Raw genomic sequence first — 22460 nt, forward strand, 5'->3', positions numbered from 1 at the left:
GCGCCTAGGGCTTTGAGGCGGCGATGACCGCATCGTTCGCCACCCGCCAGGCCGCCGTCACCAGGGGCTCCAGCAGAGCCTCGTCGAGTCCCGCCAGCCGCACGCGGGTCACGCCCCGTCGACCGCGCCCGCCAGGCTCGGGGCTCAAGGCCTGCGACTTCGCCAGGAAGTGCGCCTGGTCGTCAGGCGTCAGCCGCACCACCGCCCAACCGGCCTGCGGCCAGCCCAGGGTCGCGAAGGCCTTGTCCCGAACCCGGAACTCCTGCGATCCCAGGATCAGCTTTTCGAGTGCGCGCGGCAGGCTGAGCGCCTGCTGGCGAAATCCCTCCGTGGTGACCATGGGGCCGCGATCCGCCTAGGCCGCCGTGGCCAAGGCGCGGTCCTGGAACACGGCGTCGGCATGCCATAGGATCGGCGGCGGGACCGCGCCGGGGTCGCGTGACAGGTAGCGATCTGTCGGTTGCGCCAACAGGGTGTTCAGGCCCAGGGCGAGCGCCCAGCCCCAGCGGGCGTGACCCGGCCCCATCTCCCGATTGATCGCCTCGCAATGTTGCAGATGCAGCACCGTGTAACCGCCATCGGCGTCACGGCGGGCCAGGGCGGCGAGGCCGGGCGCGCGGATGAAGCGGCCATCGTGGTGCGACACGGCGCAGAACGGCGCGCCGTCGATGAGGATGGGGTCAGCCATGAGAATCGTCTCCATCGCGGCAGCATGACCGAGGTCTCGTGCGGCGGCGAGGGTCGCTCCTGCGACCAAGCGACCAGCTGGCCACGTCGGCGTCACGTTGCGAGACCGGGACCTGGCAGCGCCTTGGCGGGGCTCGTCCAGGCGCGGCGACAATCCGTCCACGTCGCGGACAAGGCGATGGCGGGGCAGGGGACCTGGCCGTCGTCGTGGCAAAACCGGCCCATGCCGCCTCTCTGGGCGTGATCGGTCCGGAGGGTGCGGGCTTCGCCCCGATCGCCCCCGCAACGCCGCCGGTTGGCTTCTTTCCCCTGACGCGGGCAGGCCGCGCGTCATTCCTCGCGAGGCAAAGAAGCCGTCCCGCGACGTCCTCCGCTGCGCTGCGGGCCTGGACCCACCCCACGCGCGTGGCGCGCGGGGACCCCGGGGGCTGCGGGCGCGCTCGCCCCCCGGCCTGGGGATCGCCATCGAGGCCGCGATAGGCGCGGTCCGAGCGACAACAGGAGATACCCCCATGGCCACCATCGGCACCTTCGCCAAGCACGAAGACGGCTCCATCTCGGGCGCCATCAAGACCCTCACCCTCAACGTCAAGACCGCCCAGTTCCGGCCCAGCGAAAGCGACAACGACAAGGCGCCCGACTACCGCATCTTCGCCGGCGCCACCGAGTTCGGCGCCGCCTGGAAGAAGACCTCCCGCGAGAACCGCGACTACCTCGCCGTCAAGCTGGATGATCCCAGCTTCCCCGCGCCGATCTACGCCTCCCTGGTCGACGCCGACGAAGGCTACGCCCTGATCTGGTCGCGCAGCCGCGCCGCCGACTGAAGCCCCGCCGCCGCCCCGCTGTCGGCGGGGCGGCGCTCTTCCCCCAAAACACGAACCTTAGGGAGGCCGCCATGTCGCGCCCCAACCCCTCAGCACGCCCCGACGCCAGGCCCGATCTCTATGCCCGCGTCACCAACAAGATCATCGCCGATCTCGAACGCGGCGTTCGACCCTGGACCAAACCCTGGTCCGCCGAGCACCTCGCCGGCCGCATCAGCCGGCCCCTGCGCCACAACGGCCAGCCCTATTCCGGGATCAACGTCATCCTGCTCTGGTCGGAGGCCACGCTCCGCGGCTACGCCGCCCCGATCTGGATGACCTTCCGCCAGGCGCTTGAACTCGGCGCCCATGTCCGCAAGGGCGAGACCGGGTCGACCGTGGTCTACGCCAACCGTCTGAAGCGCACCGAGACGGGCGATGACGGACAGGATGTCGAGCGCGAGATCCCGTTCTTGAAGGCCTATACGGTGTTCAATGTCGAGCAGATCGAGGGTCTGCCCGGAGCCTATCAGGCGCTCGCCGAACCCCAGCTCGACGCCGCCCAAAGGATCGCTCGGGCGGAGGCCTTCTTCGCCGCCACCGGCGCCGATATCCGCCATGGCGGGAACAGCGCCTACTACGCGATCCATGCCGACTGCGTGAAGTCGCCGCCTTTCGAGAGCTTCGTGGACCCGGAAAGCTACTATGCGACCCTGGCCCACGAATGCACCCACTGGACCCGGCATCCGACCCGGCTCGACCGCGACTTCGGCCGCACCCGCTTCGGCGATGAAGGCTATGCCCGCGAGGAGCTGGTGGCGGAGCTTGGCGCGGCCTTCCTTTGCGCCGATCTTGGTCTGGAGCTGACGCCGCGCGAGGACCACGCCGCCTATCTCGACCATTGGCTTGGCGTCCTGAAGGGCGACAAGCGGTTCATCTTCACGGCGGCGGCCCACGCCCAGCGGGCCTGCGACCACCTGCATGGGCTGCAGGCTTCGGGGGGCTGAACGCATGGATGGCGGAATCGCCACAGCGCGATTTCGCCATCCACCCCCCGATTCGTCCCGCGCCAGGCTGTCCAGGTCGCCGCCGCAGAACGCTGCGGCGGCCTGGAGAAACCTAGGAGCCCCCAGATGACCGACACCCCCGCCGCCATGCCGCCGCGCATGCTTCGCACGCCTGAGGCCGCCCGCTTCCTCGGGCTCTCGGGACGCACCCTGGAGAAGCACCGGACCTACGGCACCGGCCCCAGCTACAGGAAGATCGGCGGTCGGGTGATCTACGCCGTGGGCGACCTGCAGGCCTGGGCCGATCGCGGCGCGCGGACCTCCACCACCGAAGCGACCGCCGGCGTCGTCCATCCCGCGCGCCGGCCGCGGCCGCCGGCGATCTGGGGCCGGGGCTGAGGCCCATGCCCGGGGACGAAGCGGCGTCCGACCCGAGCCTGACCTGGGTCGAGCTCGTGTGGATCGAGAAACAGACCGAACACTGGATCCGCTTCGGCCAGGTTGCCGCCGAGCAGATCCTCGACCGCCGCCGCCGGCGCGTCGCCTTCCGGCCGGGCGCCGTCTTCGCCCTTGTCCGGTGGAGCGCCAATGACGCCGGAACCGTGGCCTCGCGGTTCGACATCCTGCGCTCAGTGCCGCCCGGGAGCCCTTGTTCGACCATCCCTGGGGTCACGCCGGGCGGAGAGTCCCTATTGCGCCTTTCCGGCTGGCCAAGGGTGCGACTGGCCCTGGCCGCCGTCGATGCGGTGGAGGCTCTGGCCCTCGATCCGGTCGACGCCGCGCCGGACCACTGGCGACACGTCCAGAACCGCTTGATGGGGCGCACGAGGGCCAGGCCCTACACCTTGCCTCGACATCGCGCCTGGCGGTTGCGGCAGAGGCTCGACGCATGACCGGGCGTCGGGTCATCCTGATCGTGGTGGCCGGCGGTCTGGTTCTTGGACTCGTGCCGGCGGTGTTTCGGCCGTCGCCGATGGTGATCTGGAACGCCACGGCGAGCGCGCCCGAAGGGCTCTATCGGCTGCGGCCTTCCGACCCATTGCACGTCGGCCAATGGGTCGCCGTGGCGCCGCCACCGGCGCTTTCGGACTGGCTGGCCCGACGCGATGCGGCGCCCAAGGGCGTGTTGCTGATCAAGCGTGTGGCGGCGCTCAGCCCCAGCCTGATCTGCTGGTCGGGCGGTGAGATCCGCGTCGATGGCCGGCCGGTGGGGATCGCGCAGACCCGTGATCGGAACGGACGCCCACTGCCCGTCCTGGTCGGCTGCCGACGCGTGGCGGCCGATCAGGTCTTCCTGCTCAACGCCGCGCCGGGATCGCTGGATGGACGCTATTTCGGGCCGCTGCCACGCAGCGCCGTCATCGGCCAGGTGACGCCGATCTGGGTCGCCGATCATGAGGGCTGACCCTCATCTCGTCCCCGCGCCTTTGTTCGACCAGAACCCTGTCGGCCGCGCCTTCGTCCCGACCATGTCCCGCAATGCCCGTAAGCGGCGTCGCGGTCCAGGGTGGCCGTCAGGCCGGCGCGTCAGCGCCTTGCCCTGGACGGCGACGGCGCCGCGGGCACGCTGGATTGCTCTTGGAGCCCTGGCTTTGATCCTCGCGGGCGCGCTGATTTCGATCGAAGCCCGAGCGCAGGATTTGGCGCGCCCGTCGCGCCTGGAGCGCGAGGGCCTGATCTCAGAAGCCGCGACACGCTTCGCGATCCCGGCGTCCTGGGTCGCCGCGGTAATGGGTGTCGAAAGCGCCAACGATCCGCGCGCGGTCTCCAAGGCTGGCGCGCTCGGCCTCATGCAGGTCATGCCTAGGACCTATGCCGATCTGCGGGCGCGGTATGGGCTGGGGGCCGATCCCTTCCATCCCCGCGACAACGTGATGGCGGGGGCGGCCTATCTGCGGGAACTCTACGACCGGTTCGGCGCCCCGGGGTTTCTCGCCGCCTACAATGCCGGTCCGGACCGCTACGCTCAATACCTCCTGCAGGGCCGGCCCTTGCCGCTCGAGACCCGCCGATATCTGGCGATCCTGGCGCCGAGCGTGATGATCCCTGGCGCGGCGACCTCAACGGGGGAGCCTGTCGCGCCGCCGTCGATCTTTGTCCGTCTGCAGGCCGACCCCGCCGACGTCATGCATCCATCTCCCACCCTGTTCGTCATCCTCACGTCCCGGGGCGATGCGCCGTGACCCGCTTCGAGGTCGCCTGCGGGTTTTCGCACGGTGTCGCGGGATCGGCGGCGGAAGGTCGGTCTTGGTTCAAAAAGATGGAGCGATGGCAAGATAAAAGCCGCGAGGTTCGGCCATGGTTGGGGGGTGAAATACACTACAAAAACAATCCTCTCTCGCGAGGTGTGAAAGCACTGCTCAGCCTGCCAAACCGCTGGAATCCTTATCTCGTAACCGGTTGGCGCACCTCCCGGTGGACGCGCGGCTGATGGTCCAGGACGAGTTCGAGCTCCGGCCAGGTCGGATCCGCAGCCGCGGCGCGGGCGGGGCCAAGACCTTCGTCGGCGAGGCCCTGGCCGCGGCCCAGCGGGCTGGCGGCCTGCATCATCGGGTCCCGAGCCGCGGCAGCGTGTTCGGTCGGGGCCGGGCGTCGAGCCTGTCGGCCAGCCGGGGTCTCGGCCCCCGCGCCCGCCGGGTGATCGTCAAGGCCCGGGTCGTGCGCCAGGCGCCCGGCCGCGCGCCGCTGTCGCTGCACCTGAAATATCTACAGCGGGAGGGCGTCACCCAGGACGGGGAGAAGGGCGCCCTGTTCGACGCTGGCCGCGAACTCGCCGACGGTGCGGCCTTCGCCGAACGGGGCGAGGGCGACCGGCACCATTTCCGGTTCATCGTCTCGCCGGAAGACGCCGCCCAACTGACCGATCTCAAGGCCTTCACCCGCGACCTGATGGGCCAGGCGGAACGCGACCTGGGAACCCGGCTCGACTGGGTGGCGGTGGACCATTGGAACACCGGCCAGCCGCACCTCCACATCATCGTCCGCGGCAGGGATGAGGCGGGCGATGACCTGGTGATCTCCCGCGACTACATCGCCGATGGGTTGCGGTCGCGGGCCGCAGAGCTGGTGACCCTGGAGCTTGGGCCCCGAAGCGGTCTCGAGATCCGTCACGGGTTCGAACAGCAGGTCGGCGCCGACCGCTGGACGGACCTGGATCGCCGGTTGGCTCGGGATGCGGGCCGCGACGGCCTGATCGACGTGCGCCCGCCCGCGGGCGGCGCGGCCGATGAGCTCCACGCGCCAAAGGTAGCGCGCCTGCGCCGACTGCAAGCCATGGGTCTGGCCGAGGAGGTTGGCTCCAGCCGCTGGCGGTTGGCTTCGGACGCCGAGCCCGTCTTGCGGGAGCTCGGCCAGCGCGGGGACATCATCGCGCGCATGCATCGCGCCCTGAGCGGCCAGGGGATCGAACCCGATCCGGCCCGCTTCGTGGTCGAGGGCGGTGGGCCCGTCATGGGCCGCCTGGTCGGGCGGGGTCTCGATGATGAACTGAAGGCCAGCGCCTATGCGGTGATCGATGGGATCGACGGGCGTACCCATCACGTCGCCCTGCAGGACCTGGCCGACGCCTCGGACGCTGCGCCCGGCGCCATCGTCGAGGTCCGGGCGGTGGGGGAGCGCGGCCGGCGAATCCTGGCCGTGCGCTCTGATCTGGACGTCGCGGCCCAGGTGACGGCCCAGGGCGCGACCTGGCTCGATCGGCAGTTGGTGAGCCACGCGGCCGCCGGGATGGGGCAGGGCGGGTTCGCCGCGGAGGTCGAGACGGCCTTGGTCGATCGGACCAAACACCTGATCGGCGAAGGGTTGGCGCGGCGGGCGGGGGGCCGTGTGATCTTCATCCGCGATCTGCTGGAAACCCTTCGTGTCCGGGAACTGGCCGCCGCGGCGGCAGGGGTCGCCGCCGAGACCGGCCTAGAACACCTGCGGCCCGGGGAGGGCGACGCAGTCTCGGGCCTCTATCGGCGCAGGCTGAACCTGGCCTCTGGCCGGTTCGCGGTGATCGAGGGCGGGCTGGGTTTCACCCTGGTCCCCTGGCGCGCCGACCTGGAACGCCAACGCGGCCGGGAGGTCTCGGGCGTCATGGCCGCTGGTGGGGCCGTGGATTGGGCCCTTGGGCGCCAGCGTGGCCCGGAGCGGTGAGGAGATCGACGTGTCGGGAACCAAGGTGATGTGGGGCCAGCTGGCGATCGTCTTCGCCATCGTCCTGGCGGCGATCTGGGCGGCCACCGAGTGGACGGCCCTGCGCCTGGGATTTCAGCCGCAGCTTGGAGCGCCGTGGCTGGTGGTCCAGGGCTGGCCGATCTACCCGCCGCCGGCCTTCTTCTGGTGGTGGTTCGCCTTCGACGCCTATGCGCCCAGGGTCTTCCTCGAAGGCGCGGCGATCGCCGTCTCCGGGGGGATGGCCGCCATCGTCGCGGCGCTTGGTCTGTCGATCTGGCGGGCCCGGGAAGCGCACAACGTGACCACCTATGGCTCAGCGCGTTGGGCCCGGCGCTCGGAGGTGCGGCGATCTGGCCTGTTGAATGAGGCCGGGGTGATGCTGGGCGAACTCGACGGTCGCTATCTGCGCCACGACGGACCCGAGCATGTGCTGTGCTTCGCGCCGACCCGCAGTGGCAAGGGCGTCGGCCTGGTGGTGCCGAGCCTGCTGACCTGGCCGGGCTCGGTGATCGTCCACGACATCAAGGGCGAGAACTGGACCCTGACCTCGGCCTGCCGGGCCCGCGTGGGGCGAGTGTTGCTGTTCGACCCCACCAACCGCGACAGCGCCGCCTACAATCCGCTGCTGGAGGTGCGTCGCGGCGACAGCGAGGTCCGCGATGTCCAGAACGTCGCCGATATCCTGGTGGACCCGGAAGGCGCCCTGGAACGTCGATCCCATTGGGAGAAGACCAGCCATAGCCTGTTGGTCGGCGCGATCCTCCACGTGCTCTATGCCGGCAAGGACAAGACCCTGGCCGGGGTCGCGGGCTTCCTCTCCGATCCTGCGCGGCCGATCGAGGCGACCCTGCGGGCCATGCTGAAGACCCCGCACCTGGGCGACCGGCCACATCCTGTGGTGGCCCAGGCCGCCCGGGAGCTGCTGAACAAGAGCGAGAACGAACGCTCCGGCGTGCTCTCCACCGCCATGTCGTTCCTGGGGCTCTATCGCGACCCGGTGGTCGCCCATGTCACCCGCCGGTGCGACTGGCGGATCGCCGACCTGGTGGAGGGGCCCCGGCCGGCCAGCCTCTATCTGGTGGTGCCGCCGTCCGACATCAGCCGCACCAAGCCGCTGATGCGCCTGCTGCTCAACCAGATCGGCCGGCGGCTGACGGAGGACCTTGGGCGGCGCGACCAGCGCCATAGGCTGCTCCTGATGCTGGACGAGTTTCCGGCCCTGGGACGCCTCGACTTCTTCGAGAGCGCGCTGGCCTTCATGGCGGGCTATGGCCTCAAGGCTGTGCTGATCGCCCAGTCGCTCAACCAGATCGAGAAGGCCTACGGCGCCAACAACGCCATCCTCGACAACTGCCATGTCCGGGTCTGTTTCGCGACCAATGACGAGCGTACCGCCAAGCGGGTGTCGGACGCGCTGGGGACCGCGACCGAGCTTCGAGCCATGAAGAACTATGCCGGTCACAGGCTCTCACCCTGGCTCGGCCACCTGATGGTCTCGCGTCAGGAGACCGCCCGGCCTCTGCTGACCCCCGGCGAGATCATGCAGCTTCCGGCGATGGAAGAACTGGTGCTGGTCTCGGGCGCGCCGCCGATCCGGGCGCGCAAGATTCGCTATTACGAGGATCCTCGCCTGCAGTCCCGGGTCGGCGCCGCGACGGGGTCCACCCCAGGCCAGGCGCCCAGCGACGACTGGTCCGGTCTTGCGCCCTTGGTCCAGCCCGCGGAACCGGCGCCTCGGGTCTCGGCGCTTGACGGGGAGGGCGGGTTGCGGCGCGAGCCTGAACCGCTGTTCGAGGACGGCGTCGAGCCGGTCCCCGTCGCCGACCGTGAGTTCGAGTTCCCGGACGGCCTTGAGGAGAGCGATGACGACCAACAGGCTGGCGAGCTGCAGCGGCGGTTTCGGCGGGTGGCGCGCCAGGCCGCCCTCGATCCCGACGACGGAGTCGAGCTGTGAGCGCCAAGTCGCGCCTGTCGGTCTATCTGGAGCCTGCGCTGCTGCGGGAGCTCGAAATCTTCGCCGCCCAGCGGGCGAAGTCCAAATCCCTGGTCGCCGAGGCCGCCATCGCCTCCTTCCTGTCGCCAGACGCCGCCGAGCGGCAGGAGGCGGCGATCACCCGGCGGCTCGACCAGCATAACCGGGCGGTGGAACGCCTGGAGCGCAACCTCGGCATCGCCATTGAGATGCTGGCCCTGTTCGTCCGGTTCTGGCTGACCACGACGCCGGCGGTCCCGGATGCCGCGCAAAGCGCCGCGCGGGCCAAGGGCCAGGAACGTTATGCGGGGTTTGTCGCTGCGCTCGGGCGGCGGCTGGCGAAGGGGGTGAGCTTCAGCCGCGAGGTGTCGCTGGAGCTGCCGCCGGTTGTCACTATTCGCGACCCTGACCCTGATCCTGGGCTTGAGGAATCCGAGGTTGATCGAGTCCGACCCTAGACGCGCGACGGCTTGTTGGCCATCGCTTGGCGCGCGACAGCATGGGGCCGAACGCCGCTGGGGCCTGGCGATCCGACCCCTGGATAGTGCACCGCAGCCCTCGCCGTAACGCGTGGTCTCCCAACTGTCTGGTCTTCAGCCGCCGCTGGGAGCAGGTGTCTCGTCCATCGCAGGGCATTCGGCCGAGAGGCTGAAGGCCAAGCTGGTTTGAGGGCATGCTGTCGACCTCTTGCCTGGCATCCACATTGTCGCCGGGAAGGTCCGCCGCGCCGCCAAGCGTGACAGCTAGCGACCTCAAGGGGCGAGCGCCGCAGCCCTGGGTCAGAAACTGCCATCAGCCAGACAAACCCTCCTTGTGCTTCGCTGCTGCGGGCTCACGTCAAATCGAAAGCCCGAAAGCAAACTATACTATGATTGGAAGGTTAGGTTTGGCAGATCGAAGGTGTGTGGCTGGCTTGGGAGATTGAGGTCCCGTGTCGCGCCGACTCGGACTAGGTCTCCTTGCGAGCAAAGCTGCGACGAACGTCGAAACGAGGCATTCAAATTAGACGGTTCTTGCACCGACGGTTGCATAATTTGGACGCAGGTCTGTCTAACGCAGTATAAGTGCGGCGAACTTGTGAAGTTCGGGAAATAGCGAAGCGCATTCGCGAAATCGGGTCGCGTGAGGCGTCTTCACCCGATCCCGTAGAGTTTTTCGCAAGCTTATCACAGATCGACGGCATCCACGGCAAGAACATGCCCGAACCTGGGGGTAAAATATGTATATACATAGCTTGACAGGGAGCGCGCGTGCCCCGGAGATTGATCCGTGAGCGGCGGGATCGGTGAGCACCGGTCCGCGCCACACGCAATCAGGGGGATTGGGGCATGACCCGGACATCGACACGACTGCTGCTGGCCAGCGCGCTGACCACGACGATGGCCTTGGTGGCGGGGCAAGCCTCGGCCGAGGCCTCGCCGACCAGCGTTGACGAACTGATCGTCACCGGCAGCCGTATCAAGCGCACCGATATCAGCGGAGTCGGCCCGGCGACGGTGGTCAGTCAGGAGCAGATTGCCAACACCGGCCTCAGCAACGTGGAGACCCTACTGCAGCGGCTCCCCGCCTCGGCGGGCAACGCGGGCGGCCAGACCAACGCCTACTGGACCAGCAATGGCTACGGGACCGCGCAGGTCAATCTGCGCGGCCTGGGCATCAACCGCACCCTGACCCTGATCAATGGCCGCCGAGTCGTGAATGGCGGCACCGGCGCCAATAGCGCCCCGGACTTGAACATGATCCCGACCGCGATCATCGGCCGGATCGATGTCCTGAAGGATGGAGCCTCGGCGATCTATGGCGCCGACGCCGTCGCCGGCGTGGTCAACATCATCACCCTCGACAAGTTCGAGGGCCTGAAGATCTCCGGCAAATACGGGGTCACCGACAAGGGAGACGGACAGGAGTACACGATCGATGGCGTCTGGGGGCTGCGCAACGAGCGCGGCGGCGTCACCGCCGCCTTGACCTACCAGAAGACCGAGTCCGTCAACCTGGCTAACCGGGCGCCTTGCGGCTTGGGGGAGTCGGGGGGCGCGCTGGTGTGCGTCGGCAGCGCGTCCACGATCGGCGGCCGCGCCGTCCTGCCGAACGGCCAACAGATCAACTTCAACCAGGTGCTGGGCGGGAACGGCAATTTCTACGAGCCCTACAGCGCCGCCAAGCACAACTTCAACTCGAACCCGTTCCTGAACGCGGTCAGCCCGATCGAGCGCTTTAGCACCGCCTTCCTGGCCGACTATGCTCTTACCGAGAAGACCACGCTGTTCGGGGAGGTGTTCTTCACGCACCGCGAAAGCCACCAGATCGCCACGCCCGGCACACTGCGCAATCTGGCGATTTCGGCCAGCAACCCGACCAATCCCACCGGCCAAAACATCACCTTGATCCAGCGCAGGCTGGCGGAGCCCGGGCCTCGAATCTTTTCGCAGGAAACCGACACTTACCGTTTCGTGGGCGGCGCGCGAGGCGCGCTCGCCGGCGACTGGACCTGGGAGGCGGCAGTCAACTGGGGCCGCAACACCGGCACCGACGGCATGAGCAACATCGCCAACCTTGATCGGGTGCGGAACTCGGTCAATACTGCGGTGTGCAGTCCCGGCGCCGGCGCGGCGATCCCGTGCGCTGACTATCTCGGCTATGGGGACCTGACGCCTGCGGTCCTGAAATACATCCTGTTCAATTCGCGCGACACCGGGGGCAACGAGCAGCGTAGCGCCACGGCCGACATCACTGGGACCCTCTTTCAGTTGCCCGCCGGGCCGCTGGCCGCCGCCGCCGGCGTGCTCTATCGCGAGGAGAAGGGCTGGCGCAATCCGGACGCCCTGACGGTGCTGGGCGTCGCCAACACCAACCAGCAAGATCCGATCGCTGGCGAAGTGAAGACCAAGGAAGCTTACCTGGAGCTGTCGGCGCCGCTCCTGGCCAACTTCCCCTTGGTCGAGCGCCTGGAGATGGACGCGGCCATCCGTTACTCTGACTATGATCTGTTCGGCAGCAATCAGACCTACAAGGTCGGGCTGAACTGGACCATCGTCCCGAGCCTGCGGCTGCGCGCCACCTATGGCACCGGCTTCCGCATTCCCAGCGTTCCGGAACTGTTCGGGGGGGTAGCCGAAGGCAACCTGACCACCACCGACCCGTGCAGCCGCTACAGCACCAGCGGCAACGCCGTGCTAATCGCCAACTGCAGAGCGTCGGGCGTGCCGGCCGGCTATGTCCAGCTCGGCAACACGGTCCTGACCACGGTGGGCGGCAACAAGAATCTCAGCCCGGAGAGCGCCGAGACCCTCACCCTGGGCGCTGTGTGGCAACCGTCCCAGGTCCATGGCCTGTCGGTGACCCTCGACTATTTCGACATCAAAATCACCGATGCGATCCGATCAATCCCGGGCTCAACCAAGCTTTCGGTCTGCTACGCCTCGCCCGGCCTGACCCACCCGTTCTGTGGTCCGGCCAATTTCACCCGCAGCGCTTTGACCGGCGAGGTGAACTATCTGTCCGCACAGCCTTCGAACGCGGGCGAAGAGCGGATGAAGGGCGTCGATCTGGGCGTGCGCTACGACCTCGACATCGGCGACAAGCGCGCCAGCCTCGACTGGAACACCACCTATCTCGACCAGTATGTGATCACGCCGTTCCAGGGCGCGGCGCCGATCGAATTCGACGGCCATATTGGCGGGGGCAACGGCGGCTACCCGCACTGGCGGTCCAATGCGAGCTTCTCCCTGCAGGCCGAGCGCTGGACCGGAACCTACTCCGTGCAATGGATCGGTAAGGCGACCGACTTCAACGCCGCGCCGACCGCCATCGGCTACCGCTCGCCTAGTGTGTTCTATCACAACGCCCAGTTCGGCTATCGGCTTGGGGAGAGCGCAGACATCGCGGTCGGCGTGGACAACATCTTCGATCGCAAGGCGCCGTTCATCCAGAGCTGGACGGACGGGAACACCGACACCATGACCTACGATCTGCTGGGACGTCGGGGCTATGTGCGGCTGACCTACAAGTTCAGCTAGGAGAGGCCACCCGGCGCCGGAGACGAGACCCACACCCGTCTCCGGCGCTGCACTTCAAACTTTCGACCTGCAAGGAATACCGATGCGCTGGCCCGCCTTGGCGCGAACCACCCACAAATGGCTTGCGCTGATCGTCGGCGTGCAGGCGGTGTTCTGGACCTTCAGCGGCCTCTATATGACCGCGGTCCACCTCGACATCATTCACGGGGATCACCTGGTCCGAAGGATCGCCTCGCCTCCTCTGGCCCTGGCGGGCCTGGCCGAGCCGGGTCCGATCCTGGCGACCGGAGGGGCGGACGCCGCGCTGCGGCTGGAAACACAGCTGGGGCGGCCGGTCTACGTCCTGGAGGGCGCGGCAGGTAAGGCGCTCTTCGACGCCAAAACCGGGGCCCGCCTCTCGCCGCTCGCGAGCGCCGACATCCGGAGCCGTGCGCTGGCCCACTACGCCGGTCCCGGACCGATCAAGGACATGAAGCTGCTCAATGTGGTCCCCAGCGAAATCCGGGGCCGACCCGCGCCGATCTGGCGTGTCGAGTTCGAGGGTCTCTGGCGACCGACCCTCTATCTGTCGCCGCAGACAGGCGAACTGATCGCCAAGCGTCACGACCTGTGGCGGATTTTCGACTTCGTCTGGATGTTCCACATCATGGACTATCAGGAGCGGGAAGACGTCAACAACCTGCTCCTGCGGGTCGTCACCTGGATGGCCGCGATCACCTCGCTCACCGGCGCCTGGCTCTTGTTCTACAGCTTCCGTCGCCGGCGTCGTCCGCGCGGCGCAACCGCCTGAGGCGCCCCCATGTTACTCGTTCGAACCCTGCACAAATGGGTCGGCCTGATCCTCGGCCTCCAATTCGTCCTCTGGACCATCAGCGGTGCGATGATGGCTCTGCTGGACCACCACAAGGTCGCGGCGGACGCGACGCTCCAGCGACCTGCGGCGGTGGCCTTGCCCGCTGGGCTGCTGCCGCTCAGCGCGGTCGGCCAGGATATCGAGGCCCCGATCACCAAACTACGCTTGCGTCCACTGCAGGGGCGATATGTCTATGAAGTGACGACGTCGGCCGGTGTGCGGATCATCGACGCCGTGACGGGAAAGCCTGCGGTTGTCGCCGAGGCCGACGCGGCTTCGATCGCGCGGGCGAACTTCAAAGGCGCACCGCCCATCGCCTCGGTCAGCCTGGTCGAGATCGCAACGGTGGAAACCCGCGCTCTGCCGCTACCGGTATGGCGGGTCGCGTTCGCCGACGGCGACCACACCACCCTCCTGGTGTCGCGCGCCACCGGCGAGGTCCTTGAGCGCCGCAACGACACCTGGCGGCTGTGGGATATCTTCTGGATGATCCACATCATGGATTACTCGAAGCGGGAAAGCTTCAATCATCCCCTGATCATCACGGTGGCGACCGGCGTGGCCTGGCTGGCGCTCAGCGGGGTCATCCTGCTGTTCCGAAGTTTCCGACGGCGCGACTTTGCGTGGGTGCTCGACGGCGCAGCTCACTTGGCCTCGACCCTTCGGTCGGTGCGGGGGCCGTCCTAGGGGACGGGAGGTGTGACGGCGGGGTCACTTGGGGCGCCGACCGCAAGGCTGATGAGCAGGATGGCCGATCCCAGGCTCCCGGTGAGTTCGAGCCGTTCGGCCATCATGTCCCGCACGAGAACCGCGTCCCGGTCGGCGAGCGTGATCCGCTCCTCCCGAGCCTCAAGGGTGAGGGAGCCCTGTGTCACCACCAGGACCACCAGGTCCGAGGACAAGGCGATCGAGGCCCGCGACTCGATCGTCAGCGGGGCGGCATGGGCTTGGGCGCGGCCCCGGCGGGTCATGATGTTGAGGTCGTGGGTGGGGCCGTCGAGCGGGGTGGCGAAGCAACTGGCCTCACCGGGGAAGGCATGGACGGGATCCCCCACGCTCAGCGTCACGGGGGGCCGTCCGCCTACGGCTAGGCGGATACGTCCGTCGAGAACCACGAACCGCCGATCGACCCCGTCGAACCGTGAGAAGGGGCCAGGCTCGCAGACCTCGGCCAAGCTGATGCGCCAGTCGAAGTCCTCAAGGCCGGATTCGGTCGGACCGGCGGCCACTTCCCGGGTCACCCCGCCGCCATTCTTCCAGGGCGCGGCGGCCCGGTCGGCGGCGCGCAGCACGCGCAGGCTCATCCCAATATGCCCGGCAGGTCGAGCTGCTTCTCACGGGCCACCTGCAGGGCGATGCCGTAGCCGGCGTCGGCGTGGCGCATGACCCCCGTGGCGGGATCGTTCCACAGCACCCGAGCGATGCGGCGGCCGGCCGCCTCGGTGCCGTCGCAGACGATCACCATGCCGGCGTGCTGTGAAAACCCCATGCCGACCCCGCCGCCGTGATGCAGCGAAACCCAGGTCGCGCCGGACGCGGTGTTCAGCAGCGCATTGAGCAGGGGCCAGTCGGATACTGCGTCGGAGCCGTCGCGCATGGCCTCGGTCTCGCGGTTGGGGGAGGCCACCGAGCCCGAGTCCAGATGGTCGCGACCGATGACGATCGGCGCCTTGAGCTCGCCGGAGGCGACCATCTCGTTGAAGGCCAGGCCCAGCCGGTGCCGATCGCCCAGACCCACCCAGCAGATGCGGGCGGGCAGGCCCTGGAACTTGATCTTGCGGGCGGCCATGTCGAGCCAGGTGTGCAGGTGCGGGTTGTCGGGGATCAGTTCCTTCACCTTGGCGTCGGTGCGGGCGATGTCTTCCGGGTCGCCGGAGAGCGCCACCCAGCGGAACGGCCCGATCCCGCGGCAGAACAGCGGGCGGATATAGGCCGGCACGAAGCCGGGGAAATCGAAGGCGTTGGCGACCCCGGCCTCCTTGGCCATCTGGCGGATGTTGTTGCCGTAGTCGACGGTGGGCACGCCGGCGGCCTGGAAGTCCAGCATGGCCTGGACGTGTTCGGCCATCGAGGCTCGGGCGGCCTCCTCCACCTGGCTCGGATCCTGCTCGCGCATGGCCGCCCAGCGTTCCAGGCTCCAGCCCTTGGGCAGGTAGCCGTTGATCGGGTCGTGGGCCGAGGTCTGGTCGGTGAGCAGGTCGGGCCTTACGCCGCGCTTGAAAAGCTCGGGCAACAGCTCCGCGGCGTTGCCCAGCAGGCCGACGGAGATCGGGGTCTTGTCGCGGCAGGACTGCTCGATCCAGCCCAGGGCCTCGTGGAGGTCCTCGGTCGATCGGTCGAGGTAGCCGGTGCGCAGGCGCATGGCGATGGAAGCGGGGTTGCATTCGATGGCCAGGCAGGAAGCTCCGGCCATCACCGCCGCCAGGGGCTGGGCGCCGCCCATGCCGCCCAGGCCCGCGGTCAGCAGCCAGCGGCCGGAGAGGTCACCAGCATAATGCTGGCGGCCCATCTCCACGAAGGTCTCGTAGGTGCCCTGAACGATCCCCTGGGCGCCGATATAGATCCAGGAGCCGGCGGTCATCTGGCCGTACATGGCCAGGCCCTTGCGATCGAGCTCGTTGAAGTGCTCCCAGGTGGCCCAGCGCGGCACCAGGTTGGAATTCGCGATCAGCACCCGCGGCGCGTCAGCGTGGGTCTTGAAAACCCCCACGGGCTTGCCGGACTGGACCAGCAGGGTCTCGTCGTCCTCCAGGCGGCGCAGGGTCTCGACGATCTTGTCGTAGCTCTCCCAGTCGCGGGCGGCGCGGCCGATGCCGCCATAGACCACCAGCTCCTCCGGGCGCTCGGCCACGTCGGGGTGCAGATTGTTCATCAGCATGCGCAGCGGCGCTTCGGTGAGCCAGCTCTTGGCGGTGCGCTGCGTTCCGGTGGCGGCGCGGATGACGCGGGTGGTGTCGAGGCGGGTCATGAGGGTCTCAGGCTTTGGCGAAGGCCAGGCAGGCCTTCAGGACGTCGGCGAGGGTGGCGCGCAGGGGCGTGGCCTGGTTTTCGGAATAGGGCGCGGGCCAGGTCTGCGGCGTGGGCGGTTCGGCCGGGTCGTCCATGTAGCCACGGCAGGCGAGCTCCATCTGGATCGCGTGCACGTTCGCGTCCGGCCGACCATAACGGCGCGTGGTCCAGCCGCCCTTGAAGCGGCCGTTGGTGACCTGGCTCAGGTTCGCGGCGGCGCAGGCTGCCTCCACCGCGCCGGTCAGGGCCGGATCGCAGGCCGCGCCGCTGTGGGTCCCGATGTTGAACTGCGACAGCTCGCCATCGAACAGGCGCGGGATACGCGAGCGGATTGAATGGGCGTCATAGAGCACGACGCGGCCATGCCGGGTGGCGAGGCGTGTCAGCTCGGCCTCAAGGGTGTCGTGATACGGCTGGAACCAGGCGGCTCGCCGACGGTCGATCTCGGCCGTGTCGGGCGCTTGGCCGTCGCGATAGAGCGGCTCACCGTCGAAGCTGGTGGTCGGGCAGAGCTCGGTGGTGGCCTGGCCCGGATAGAGCGAGGCGCCCGACGGGTCGCGGTTCACGTCGATCACCGCGCGCGAGATGCGGGTGCGGACGGTGGTGGCGCCCAGGCCGGCGGCGAAATCGTACAGCCGGTCGATCCACCAGTCGGCATCCTTGCGGGCCAGCCAGGCCGAGGCCATGCGGCCCTCGATCTCGGGTGGGATCTCCGTGCCGGTGTGGGGGAAGCTGACCACCAGCGGTGCGTCGCCGCGATGGACATCGAGCCAGTCGGTGGTCATTGGGCGACTTCCGGGAGGGCCACGGCCGCCGCCTGGACCACGGCGCCGGAGCGCACCAGGTCGATGGCCTTGGCGATGTCGGGGTGGAAGTGGCGGTCGTCGGATAGGTGGGGGACCTGGGCGCGGAGCAGGGTGCGGGCGGCCTCAAGCGGCGCGCTGGAGGTCTGGGGTGCATGGAAATCGCAGCCCTGGGCGGCGGCCAGCAGCTCGATGGCGATCACCGCGCTGGCGTTCTCTGCCATGCCCAACAGGCGTCGCGCGCCGTGGGCGGCCATCGAGACATGGTCCTCCTGGTTGGCCGAGGTGGGGATGGAATCGACGCTGGCCGGATAGGCCTTCTGCTTGTTCTCCGAGACCAGGGCCGCGGCGGTGACCTGGGGGATCATGAAGCCGGAATTGAGCCCCGGCTTCGGGGTCAGGAAGGCCGGCAGACCCGACAGCGCCGGGTCGACCAGCATGGCGATGCGGCGTTCGGCGAGGGAGCCGATCTCGCAGATGGCCAGCGCGATCATGTCGGCCGCGAAGGCCACGGGCTCGGCGTGGAAGTTGCCGCCGGAAAGCGCCTCGTCGGTGTCCGGAAAGATCAACGGATTGTCGGAAACGCCATTGGCCTCGAAGGTCAGAGTCGTCGCGGCTTGGCGCAGCACGTCGAGGGCGGCGCCCATCACCTGGGGCTGGCAGCGCAGGCAATAGGGATCCTGCACCCGCTCGTCGCCGCTCAGATGGGACGCGCGGATCGCCGAGCCGGCCATCAGGGCGCGGAGAGCGTCGGCGGCCTCGATCTGGCCCGGCTGGCGGCGCAGGATGTGGATGCGGTGGTCGAACGGGGTGTCCGAACCCTTGGCGGCTTCGGTCGACAGAGCGCCGGTGACCAGGGCGCTTTGGAACAGCACCTCGGTCTCGAACAGGGCCGCCAGGGCGTTGGCGGTGGAGAACTGGGTGCCGTTGAGCAGGGCCAGGCCTTCCTTGGGGCCTAGCGTGACCGGCGCCAGGCCCGCCTGGGCCAGGGCCTCGGCGGCCGGGCGGCGGGCCTCGCCCACGAAGATCTCGCCGACCCCGATCATGGCGGCGGCCATGTGCGCCAGGGGGGCGAGGTCGCCGGAGGCGCCGACCGAGCCCTGGCCGGGGATCACCGGGATCAGTCCCTCGGCCAGCATGGCCTGCAGCACCTTCAGGGTTTCCGGCTGTACGCCCGACGCGCCCTGGGCGAGGCTGGCCAGCTTCAGCGCCAGCATCAGCCGGGCGATCGGGACGGGCGTCGCCTCGCCGACACCGGCGGCGTGGGACAGCACGATGTTCCGCTGCAGCGTGGCCAGGTCGCAGGCCTCGATCCGGACGGTGGCCAGTTTCCCGAACCCGGTGTTGATCCCGTAGACCGGTTCGCCGTGAGCCAGGATGCGGGTCACCGCCGCCGCGCTCTCGGCGACGATGGGCCAGGCCGCAGGCGCCAGGCTTGCCGGGGCGCCCCGATAGATGTCGCGCCATTCCGCCAGCGAAACCGCGCCGGGGTTCAAGATCACCGGGTTCATCCCCGACCTCCAAATACGCGGGCATGGAGCGGGTTGAAGCCCATGCGATAGACCAGCTCCGCTGGCCGCTCGATGTCCCAGATCGCCAGATCGCAACGCTTGCCGGCCTCCAAGGTCCCGATCTTGCCCGGCAGGCCCAGGGCGCGGGCTGCCTCGCGGGTGACCCCCGCCAGGCACTCCTCGACCGTCATGCGGAACAGGGTGGCGGCCATGTTCATCACCAGCAGCGGCGAGGTCAGGGGCGAGGTGCCGGGGTTACAGTCGGTGGCGAGCGCCATGGGCACGCCGGCGGCGCGCAGCGCGGCGATCGGCGGCGGCCGGGTCTCGCGAACGAAGTAGTACGCGCCAGGCAGCAAGGTGGCGACGGTCCCGGCCGCAGCCATGGCGGCGACGCCGCCTTCGTCCAGATGCTCCAGGTGGTCGGCGGACAGGGCGCCGATTTCGGCGGCGAGAGCCGCGCCGTGGAGGTTGGAGAGCTGTTCGGCGTGCAGCTTGACCGGCAGGCCGTGGCGCCGGGCCGCCTCGAACACCCGGCGGACCTGGGCCGGGGTGAAGCCGATCCCCTCGCAGAAGGCGTCGACCGCGTCGGCGAGGCCCGCTGCCGCGACCGCGGGGATCATCTCGTGGCAGACTAGGTCGATATAGCCGTCCGGATCGTCGGCGAATTCCGGCGGCAGGGCGTGGGCGCCGAGGAAGGTGGTGCGGATGCGGACGGCGCGGCGATCGGCCAGGGCGCGGGCGGCGCGCAGGGATTTCAGCTCATCGGCCAGGGACAGGCCGTAGCCGGACTTCACCTCCACCGTGGTGGCGCCCTCGGCGAGCAGGGCGTCGAGACGGGGGAGGGCAGCCTCGACCAGTTCGGCTTCCGAAGCCGCCCGGGTGGCGGTCATGGTGGAGACGATGCCGCCGCCGTCGCGCGCGATCTCCTCGTAGGAAGCGCCGGCCAGCCGCCGCTCGAACTCGTGGGCGCGGTCGCCGCCGAACACCAGATGGGTATGCGGGTCGATCAGGCCCGGGGTGACCCAGCGGCCTTCGCAGTCGACGACCTCGTCAGGATGAAGGGCCGGCGCGTCGGCGCGGCGTCCCGCATAGAGGATGACGCCGTCCCGGACGGCGACCACGCCGTCCTCGATCTCGCCCAGGCCGGACAAGGCTTTTGCAAACGTCGCCAGTCGAGCGTTGGTCCAAACCCGGTCGCAACGCAAATCGCCCTCCCGCTCCAATAGGTCTATACTTAGCGGCGGTTCATTTTTTTGTATAGACATAACGGAGCGCCTAGCTGGAGTGGCGCGAAATGGGGGCCAAGCATGACCGAGACGAGCTTGTGGTTCGCAGATGCGCTGCTATCAGAGGGCTGGTCGCGGGGCGTTCGCCTACGCTTGGTGGGCGGTCAAATCGTCGATATGGAGACTGCCGTCACCGCCGAATCCGGCGAGCCGCGCCATGATATTGGTCTGCCTGGCCTCGCGAACCTGCACAGCCATGCCTTTCAGCGGGCCATGGCGGGTCTGACCGAGACGAGAGGGTCCGACAGCGACAGTTTCTGGAGCTGGCGCGAGCTCATGTACCGCTTCGTGGAGCGGCTCGGCCCAGATGACCTTGAGGCCGTGGCGGCCCTGGCGTTCATGGAAATGCTGGAGTGCGGGTTCACCCGCGTCGGCGAGTTCCACTATCTACACCATGCCCCGGACGGTCGGCCTTTCGCCAATATCGGCGAGATGGCCGAGCGACTGGCCGCTGCGGCGGGTGAGACCGGGATCGGCCTCACCCTGCTTCCGGTTTTCTACGCCCAGTCCGGGTTCGGCGGAGCGCCGCCAAAGGCAGGACAGCGGCGGTTCATCAACTCGACGGAGAGCTACGCCCGGCTTCTGGAAGCGTCGCGGGCCGCCGTTCGGGCCTTGCCCGACGGACGGGTCGGGGTGGCGCCTCATAGCCTGCGGGCGGTGACGGAGGCGCAACTCCAGACGATCACCGACCAGGCGTTGGGACCGATCCACATCCATATCGCGGAACAGATGCAGGAGGTGTCCGACTGCCTGGCTTGGTCGGGTTCGCGTCCGGTGGACTGGCTGATGGACCGCTTTCCGATCGATGCGCGCTGGTGCCTGGTTCACGCGACGCACCTCTCGCCGCAGGAAGTCCTCCGGCTCGCCCGTAGCGCGGCGGTCGCCGGCCTCTGCCCGATCACTGAAGCCAATCTCGGCGATGGCGTCTTCCCGGCCCCGGCCTTCCTGCAGGCAGGCGGGCTATTCGGGATCGGCAGCGATTCCAATGTCCGCCTCGACGCGGCGGAGGAGCTCCGCATCCTGGAATACGGCCAGCGCCTGACCGGGTTTGGCCGCAATATGTTGGCGTCGGGGGCCGGCGCCTCGACCGGCGCCGACCTGTTCCGCAGCGCGGTTGCGGGCGGAGCGCGGGCGCTAGGCGAGCCCTCGCCCGTCGGCTTGGCGCGCGGCTCCCCGGCCGATATCGTCAGCCTCGCGGGCGATCATCCGGACCTTGTCGGCCGTACCGGAGACCGCTGGATCGACAGTTGGGTCTTCGCCGGCGGCGCGCGCGCCGTGGACTGTGTCTGGCGCCTCGGCCAGAAGGTGGTCGAGCATGGACAACACCATGCCCGATCGCGGATCGTCGCCCGCTACCGCGGCGTGCTTGAAGGACTTGTCCAGTGATCGCTCATGGCTGACGCCTCGGACCCGAGCCTCCACAAACGCATCCGCAGCGATATCTCCGAGCGTATCCTTTCGGGCGCTTGGCCGCCGGGTTTTCGAATTCCGTTCGAGCGTGACCTGATGATCCAGTACGGCTGCTCACGGATGACCGTAAACAAGGCGCTGGCGCCCCTGGCCGAGACGGGGCTGATTGTGCGTCGGCGACGGGCTGGCTCCTTCGTGTCGCGACCGCGCATCCACTCGGTGGTGCTGGACATTCCCGACATCCAGTCTGAGGTGACGGCGCGAGGCGAGCCCTATGCCTACGAACTGCTGTCCCGCAAGGTGCGCGTGGCCACCCGGCGCGAGTGCGAGGAGTTGGCCCTCGACACCCCGGTTCCGGTCGTGGCGCTACGCTGCCTGCATAGGGCCAGCGGCCGGCCCTTCGCCCTGGAGGAGCGGCTGATCAATCTGGACGCGGTGCCGCAGGCCGAAGCGGTCGACTTCTCCCTCACTGCACCAGGCGCTTGGCTCTTGGGTCACGTGCCCTGGACGGAGGCCGAACACCGGATCAGCGCGGCCAATGTGCAGCGGAGCACGGCCAATATCTTGGGCATCGAGCCGATGGCGGCTTGTCTCGTCCTCAAGCGACGAACCTGGCGCGGGGACGACAAGATCACATATGTCCGTCTGGTTTTCCCGGGCGAAGCCTACGATCTGGTGGCCCGCTTCGCACCGTCCAATGGCCAAGGCCAGCCGGCGGACGACGACCGGGACTAAGGGTCCGTGGACAATTAAGTGCGCCATCAATCCGGTCAGAAACGGGAAATTGCCTCGCATCAACGGAAGCGAGCGATTCACTTATTTGTCCGCGAGCCCTAAGCCAAGCCGCGCGTCGATATCCGGTCTGAGCTCTCAAACTCACGGATCACGCTGAGGGCTCGGGTCCGCGATAGGACCTCTGGAGCTCATTGTCTTGCCCGGCGG

The 22460-nt window shown here is 68.6% G+C and carries 21 protein-coding genes; 14 read left to right on the forward strand and 7 right to left on the reverse strand.

The genetic code is table 11. The annotated features are described in order from the left end of the window. Positions 1-4 precede the first annotated feature (4 nt). Both AC1RN5_RS21605 and AC1RN5_RS21610 read right to left on the reverse strand, forming a co-directional pair. Positions 5-340: an MmcQ/YjbR family DNA-binding protein gene (locus tag AC1RN5_RS21605; protein WP_493043833.1), complete on the reverse strand. Its 336-nt coding sequence runs from the start codon at positions 338-340 to the stop codon at positions 5-7. Between the two features lie 15 nt (positions 341-355). Beyond that, entirely contained in the window at positions 356-688 is a 333-nt protein-coding gene (locus AC1RN5_RS21610) for a hypothetical protein (protein ID WP_493043835.1), read from the reverse strand. Between the two features lie 511 nt (positions 689-1199). Here AC1RN5_RS21610 and AC1RN5_RS21615 point away from each other — a divergent pair. The 12 genes from AC1RN5_RS21615 to AC1RN5_RS21670 all read left to right on the forward strand — a co-directional run bounded on the left by AC1RN5_RS21615 (position 1200) and on the right by AC1RN5_RS21670 (position 14186). Then, positions 1200-1511: a DUF736 domain-containing protein gene (locus AC1RN5_RS21615; RefSeq protein WP_493043837.1), complete on the forward strand. Its 312-nt coding sequence runs from the start codon at positions 1200-1202 to the stop codon at positions 1509-1511. Positions 1512-1582: 71 nt separating this feature from the next. After that, positions 1583-2497, forward strand: a complete 915-nt coding sequence (locus AC1RN5_RS21620; RefSeq protein ID WP_493043838.1) for an ArdC family protein — start codon at positions 1583-1585, stop codon at positions 2495-2497. Positions 2498-2623: 126 nt separating this feature from the next. Continuing rightward, positions 2624-2896, forward strand: a complete 273-nt coding sequence (locus AC1RN5_RS21625; RefSeq protein WP_421931795.1) for a helix-turn-helix transcriptional regulator — start codon at positions 2624-2626, stop codon at positions 2894-2896. A 5-nt stretch (positions 2897-2901) separates the two neighbouring features. Continuing rightward, the gene (locus AC1RN5_RS21630) at positions 2902-3390 is read left to right on the forward strand and encodes a DUF2840 domain-containing protein (RefSeq protein WP_493043840.1); all 489 of its coding nucleotides are present in this window, start codon (positions 2902-2904) and stop codon (positions 3388-3390) included. Further along, entirely contained in the window at positions 3387-3902 is a 516-nt protein-coding gene (locus AC1RN5_RS21635; protein ID WP_493043842.1) for a S26 family signal peptidase, read from the forward strand. Before AC1RN5_RS21630 ends, AC1RN5_RS21635 begins: the two co-directional genes overlap by 4 nt. A gap of 187 nt (positions 3903-4089) precedes the next feature. Beyond that, positions 4090-4680, forward strand: coding sequence for a lytic transglycosylase domain-containing protein (locus AC1RN5_RS21640; protein ID WP_493043844.1), 591 nt, complete (start codon positions 4090-4092; stop codon positions 4678-4680). A 247-nt stretch (positions 4681-4927) separates the two neighbouring features. Next, positions 4928-6634, forward strand: a complete 1707-nt coding sequence (locus AC1RN5_RS21645) for a relaxase/mobilization nuclease domain-containing protein (protein WP_493043846.1) — start codon at positions 4928-4930, stop codon at positions 6632-6634. A 10-nt stretch (positions 6635-6644) separates the two neighbouring features. Then, the gene (locus AC1RN5_RS21650; protein ID WP_493043848.1) at positions 6645-8609 is read left to right on the forward strand and encodes a conjugal transfer protein TraG; all 1965 of its coding nucleotides are present in this window, start codon (positions 6645-6647) and stop codon (positions 8607-8609) included. Next, positions 8606-9085, forward strand: coding sequence for a CopG family transcriptional regulator (locus AC1RN5_RS21655; RefSeq protein WP_493043850.1), 480 nt, complete (start codon positions 8606-8608; stop codon positions 9083-9085). The genes AC1RN5_RS21650 and AC1RN5_RS21655 overlap by 4 nt, the downstream gene beginning before the upstream one ends. A gap of 870 nt (positions 9086-9955) precedes the next feature. Next, complete coding sequence (locus tag AC1RN5_RS21660; protein WP_493043852.1) at positions 9956-12646, forward strand: TonB-dependent receptor; 2691 nt, start codon at positions 9956-9958, stop codon at positions 12644-12646. An 82-nt stretch (positions 12647-12728) separates the two neighbouring features. Beyond that, entirely contained in the window at positions 12729-13436 is a 708-nt protein-coding gene (locus tag AC1RN5_RS21665; RefSeq protein WP_493043854.1) for a hypothetical protein, read from the forward strand. Between the two features lie 9 nt (positions 13437-13445). Beyond that, entirely contained in the window at positions 13446-14186 is a 741-nt protein-coding gene (locus AC1RN5_RS21670; protein WP_493043856.1) for a PepSY domain-containing protein, read from the forward strand. On the opposite strand, the gene AC1RN5_RS21675 is transcribed toward AC1RN5_RS21670, so the two are convergent. Genes AC1RN5_RS21675 through hutI form a run of 5 tightly spaced genes read right to left on the reverse strand, consistent with a single transcriptional unit; the run spans position 14183 to position 20027 of the window. Continuing rightward, positions 14183-14803, reverse strand: coding sequence for a HutD/Ves family protein (locus tag AC1RN5_RS21675; protein WP_493043858.1), 621 nt, complete (start codon positions 14801-14803; stop codon positions 14183-14185). The genes AC1RN5_RS21670 and AC1RN5_RS21675 overlap by 4 nt on opposite strands. After that, the gene (gene hutU / locus AC1RN5_RS21680) at positions 14800-16467 is read right to left on the reverse strand and encodes a urocanate hydratase (protein WP_493043860.1); all 1668 of its coding nucleotides are present in this window, start codon (positions 16465-16467) and stop codon (positions 14800-14802) included. The genes AC1RN5_RS21675 and hutU overlap by 4 nt, the downstream gene beginning before the upstream one ends. 7 nt (positions 16468-16474) lie before the next feature. After that, on the reverse strand, positions 16475-17293 hold the full coding sequence (gene hutG, locus AC1RN5_RS21685; protein ID WP_493043862.1) for an N-formylglutamate deformylase: 819 nt from the start codon (positions 17291-17293) through the stop codon (positions 16475-16477). Next, positions 17290-18822, reverse strand: a complete 1533-nt coding sequence (hutH, locus tag AC1RN5_RS21690) for a histidine ammonia-lyase (protein WP_493043864.1) — start codon at positions 18820-18822, stop codon at positions 17290-17292. The genes hutG and hutH overlap by 4 nt, the downstream gene beginning before the upstream one ends. Then, complete coding sequence (gene hutI, locus AC1RN5_RS21695; protein WP_493043866.1) at positions 18819-20027, reverse strand: imidazolonepropionase; 1209 nt, start codon at positions 20025-20027, stop codon at positions 18819-18821. Before hutI ends, hutH begins: the two co-directional genes overlap by 4 nt. Positions 20028-20129: 102 nt before the next feature. On the opposite strand from hutI, the gene AC1RN5_RS21700 reads away from it, so the two are divergent. Then, positions 20130-21494 (forward strand): formimidoylglutamate deiminase, encoded by a 1365-nt coding sequence (locus AC1RN5_RS21700; protein WP_493043868.1) that lies wholly within the window; start codon positions 20130-20132, stop codon positions 21492-21494. 6 nt (positions 21495-21500) lie between these two features. Beyond that, positions 21501-22253 carry a histidine utilization transcriptional repressor HutC gene (hutC, locus tag AC1RN5_RS21705; RefSeq protein ID WP_493043870.1) on the forward strand — a complete coding sequence of 251 codons (753 nt, stop codon included), beginning with the start codon at positions 21501-21503 and terminating at the stop codon, positions 22251-22253. Positions 22254-22460: the final 207 nt, after the last annotated feature.

It is taken from the genome of Phenylobacterium sp. GW821-FHT12F10, from assembly GCF_058806695.1.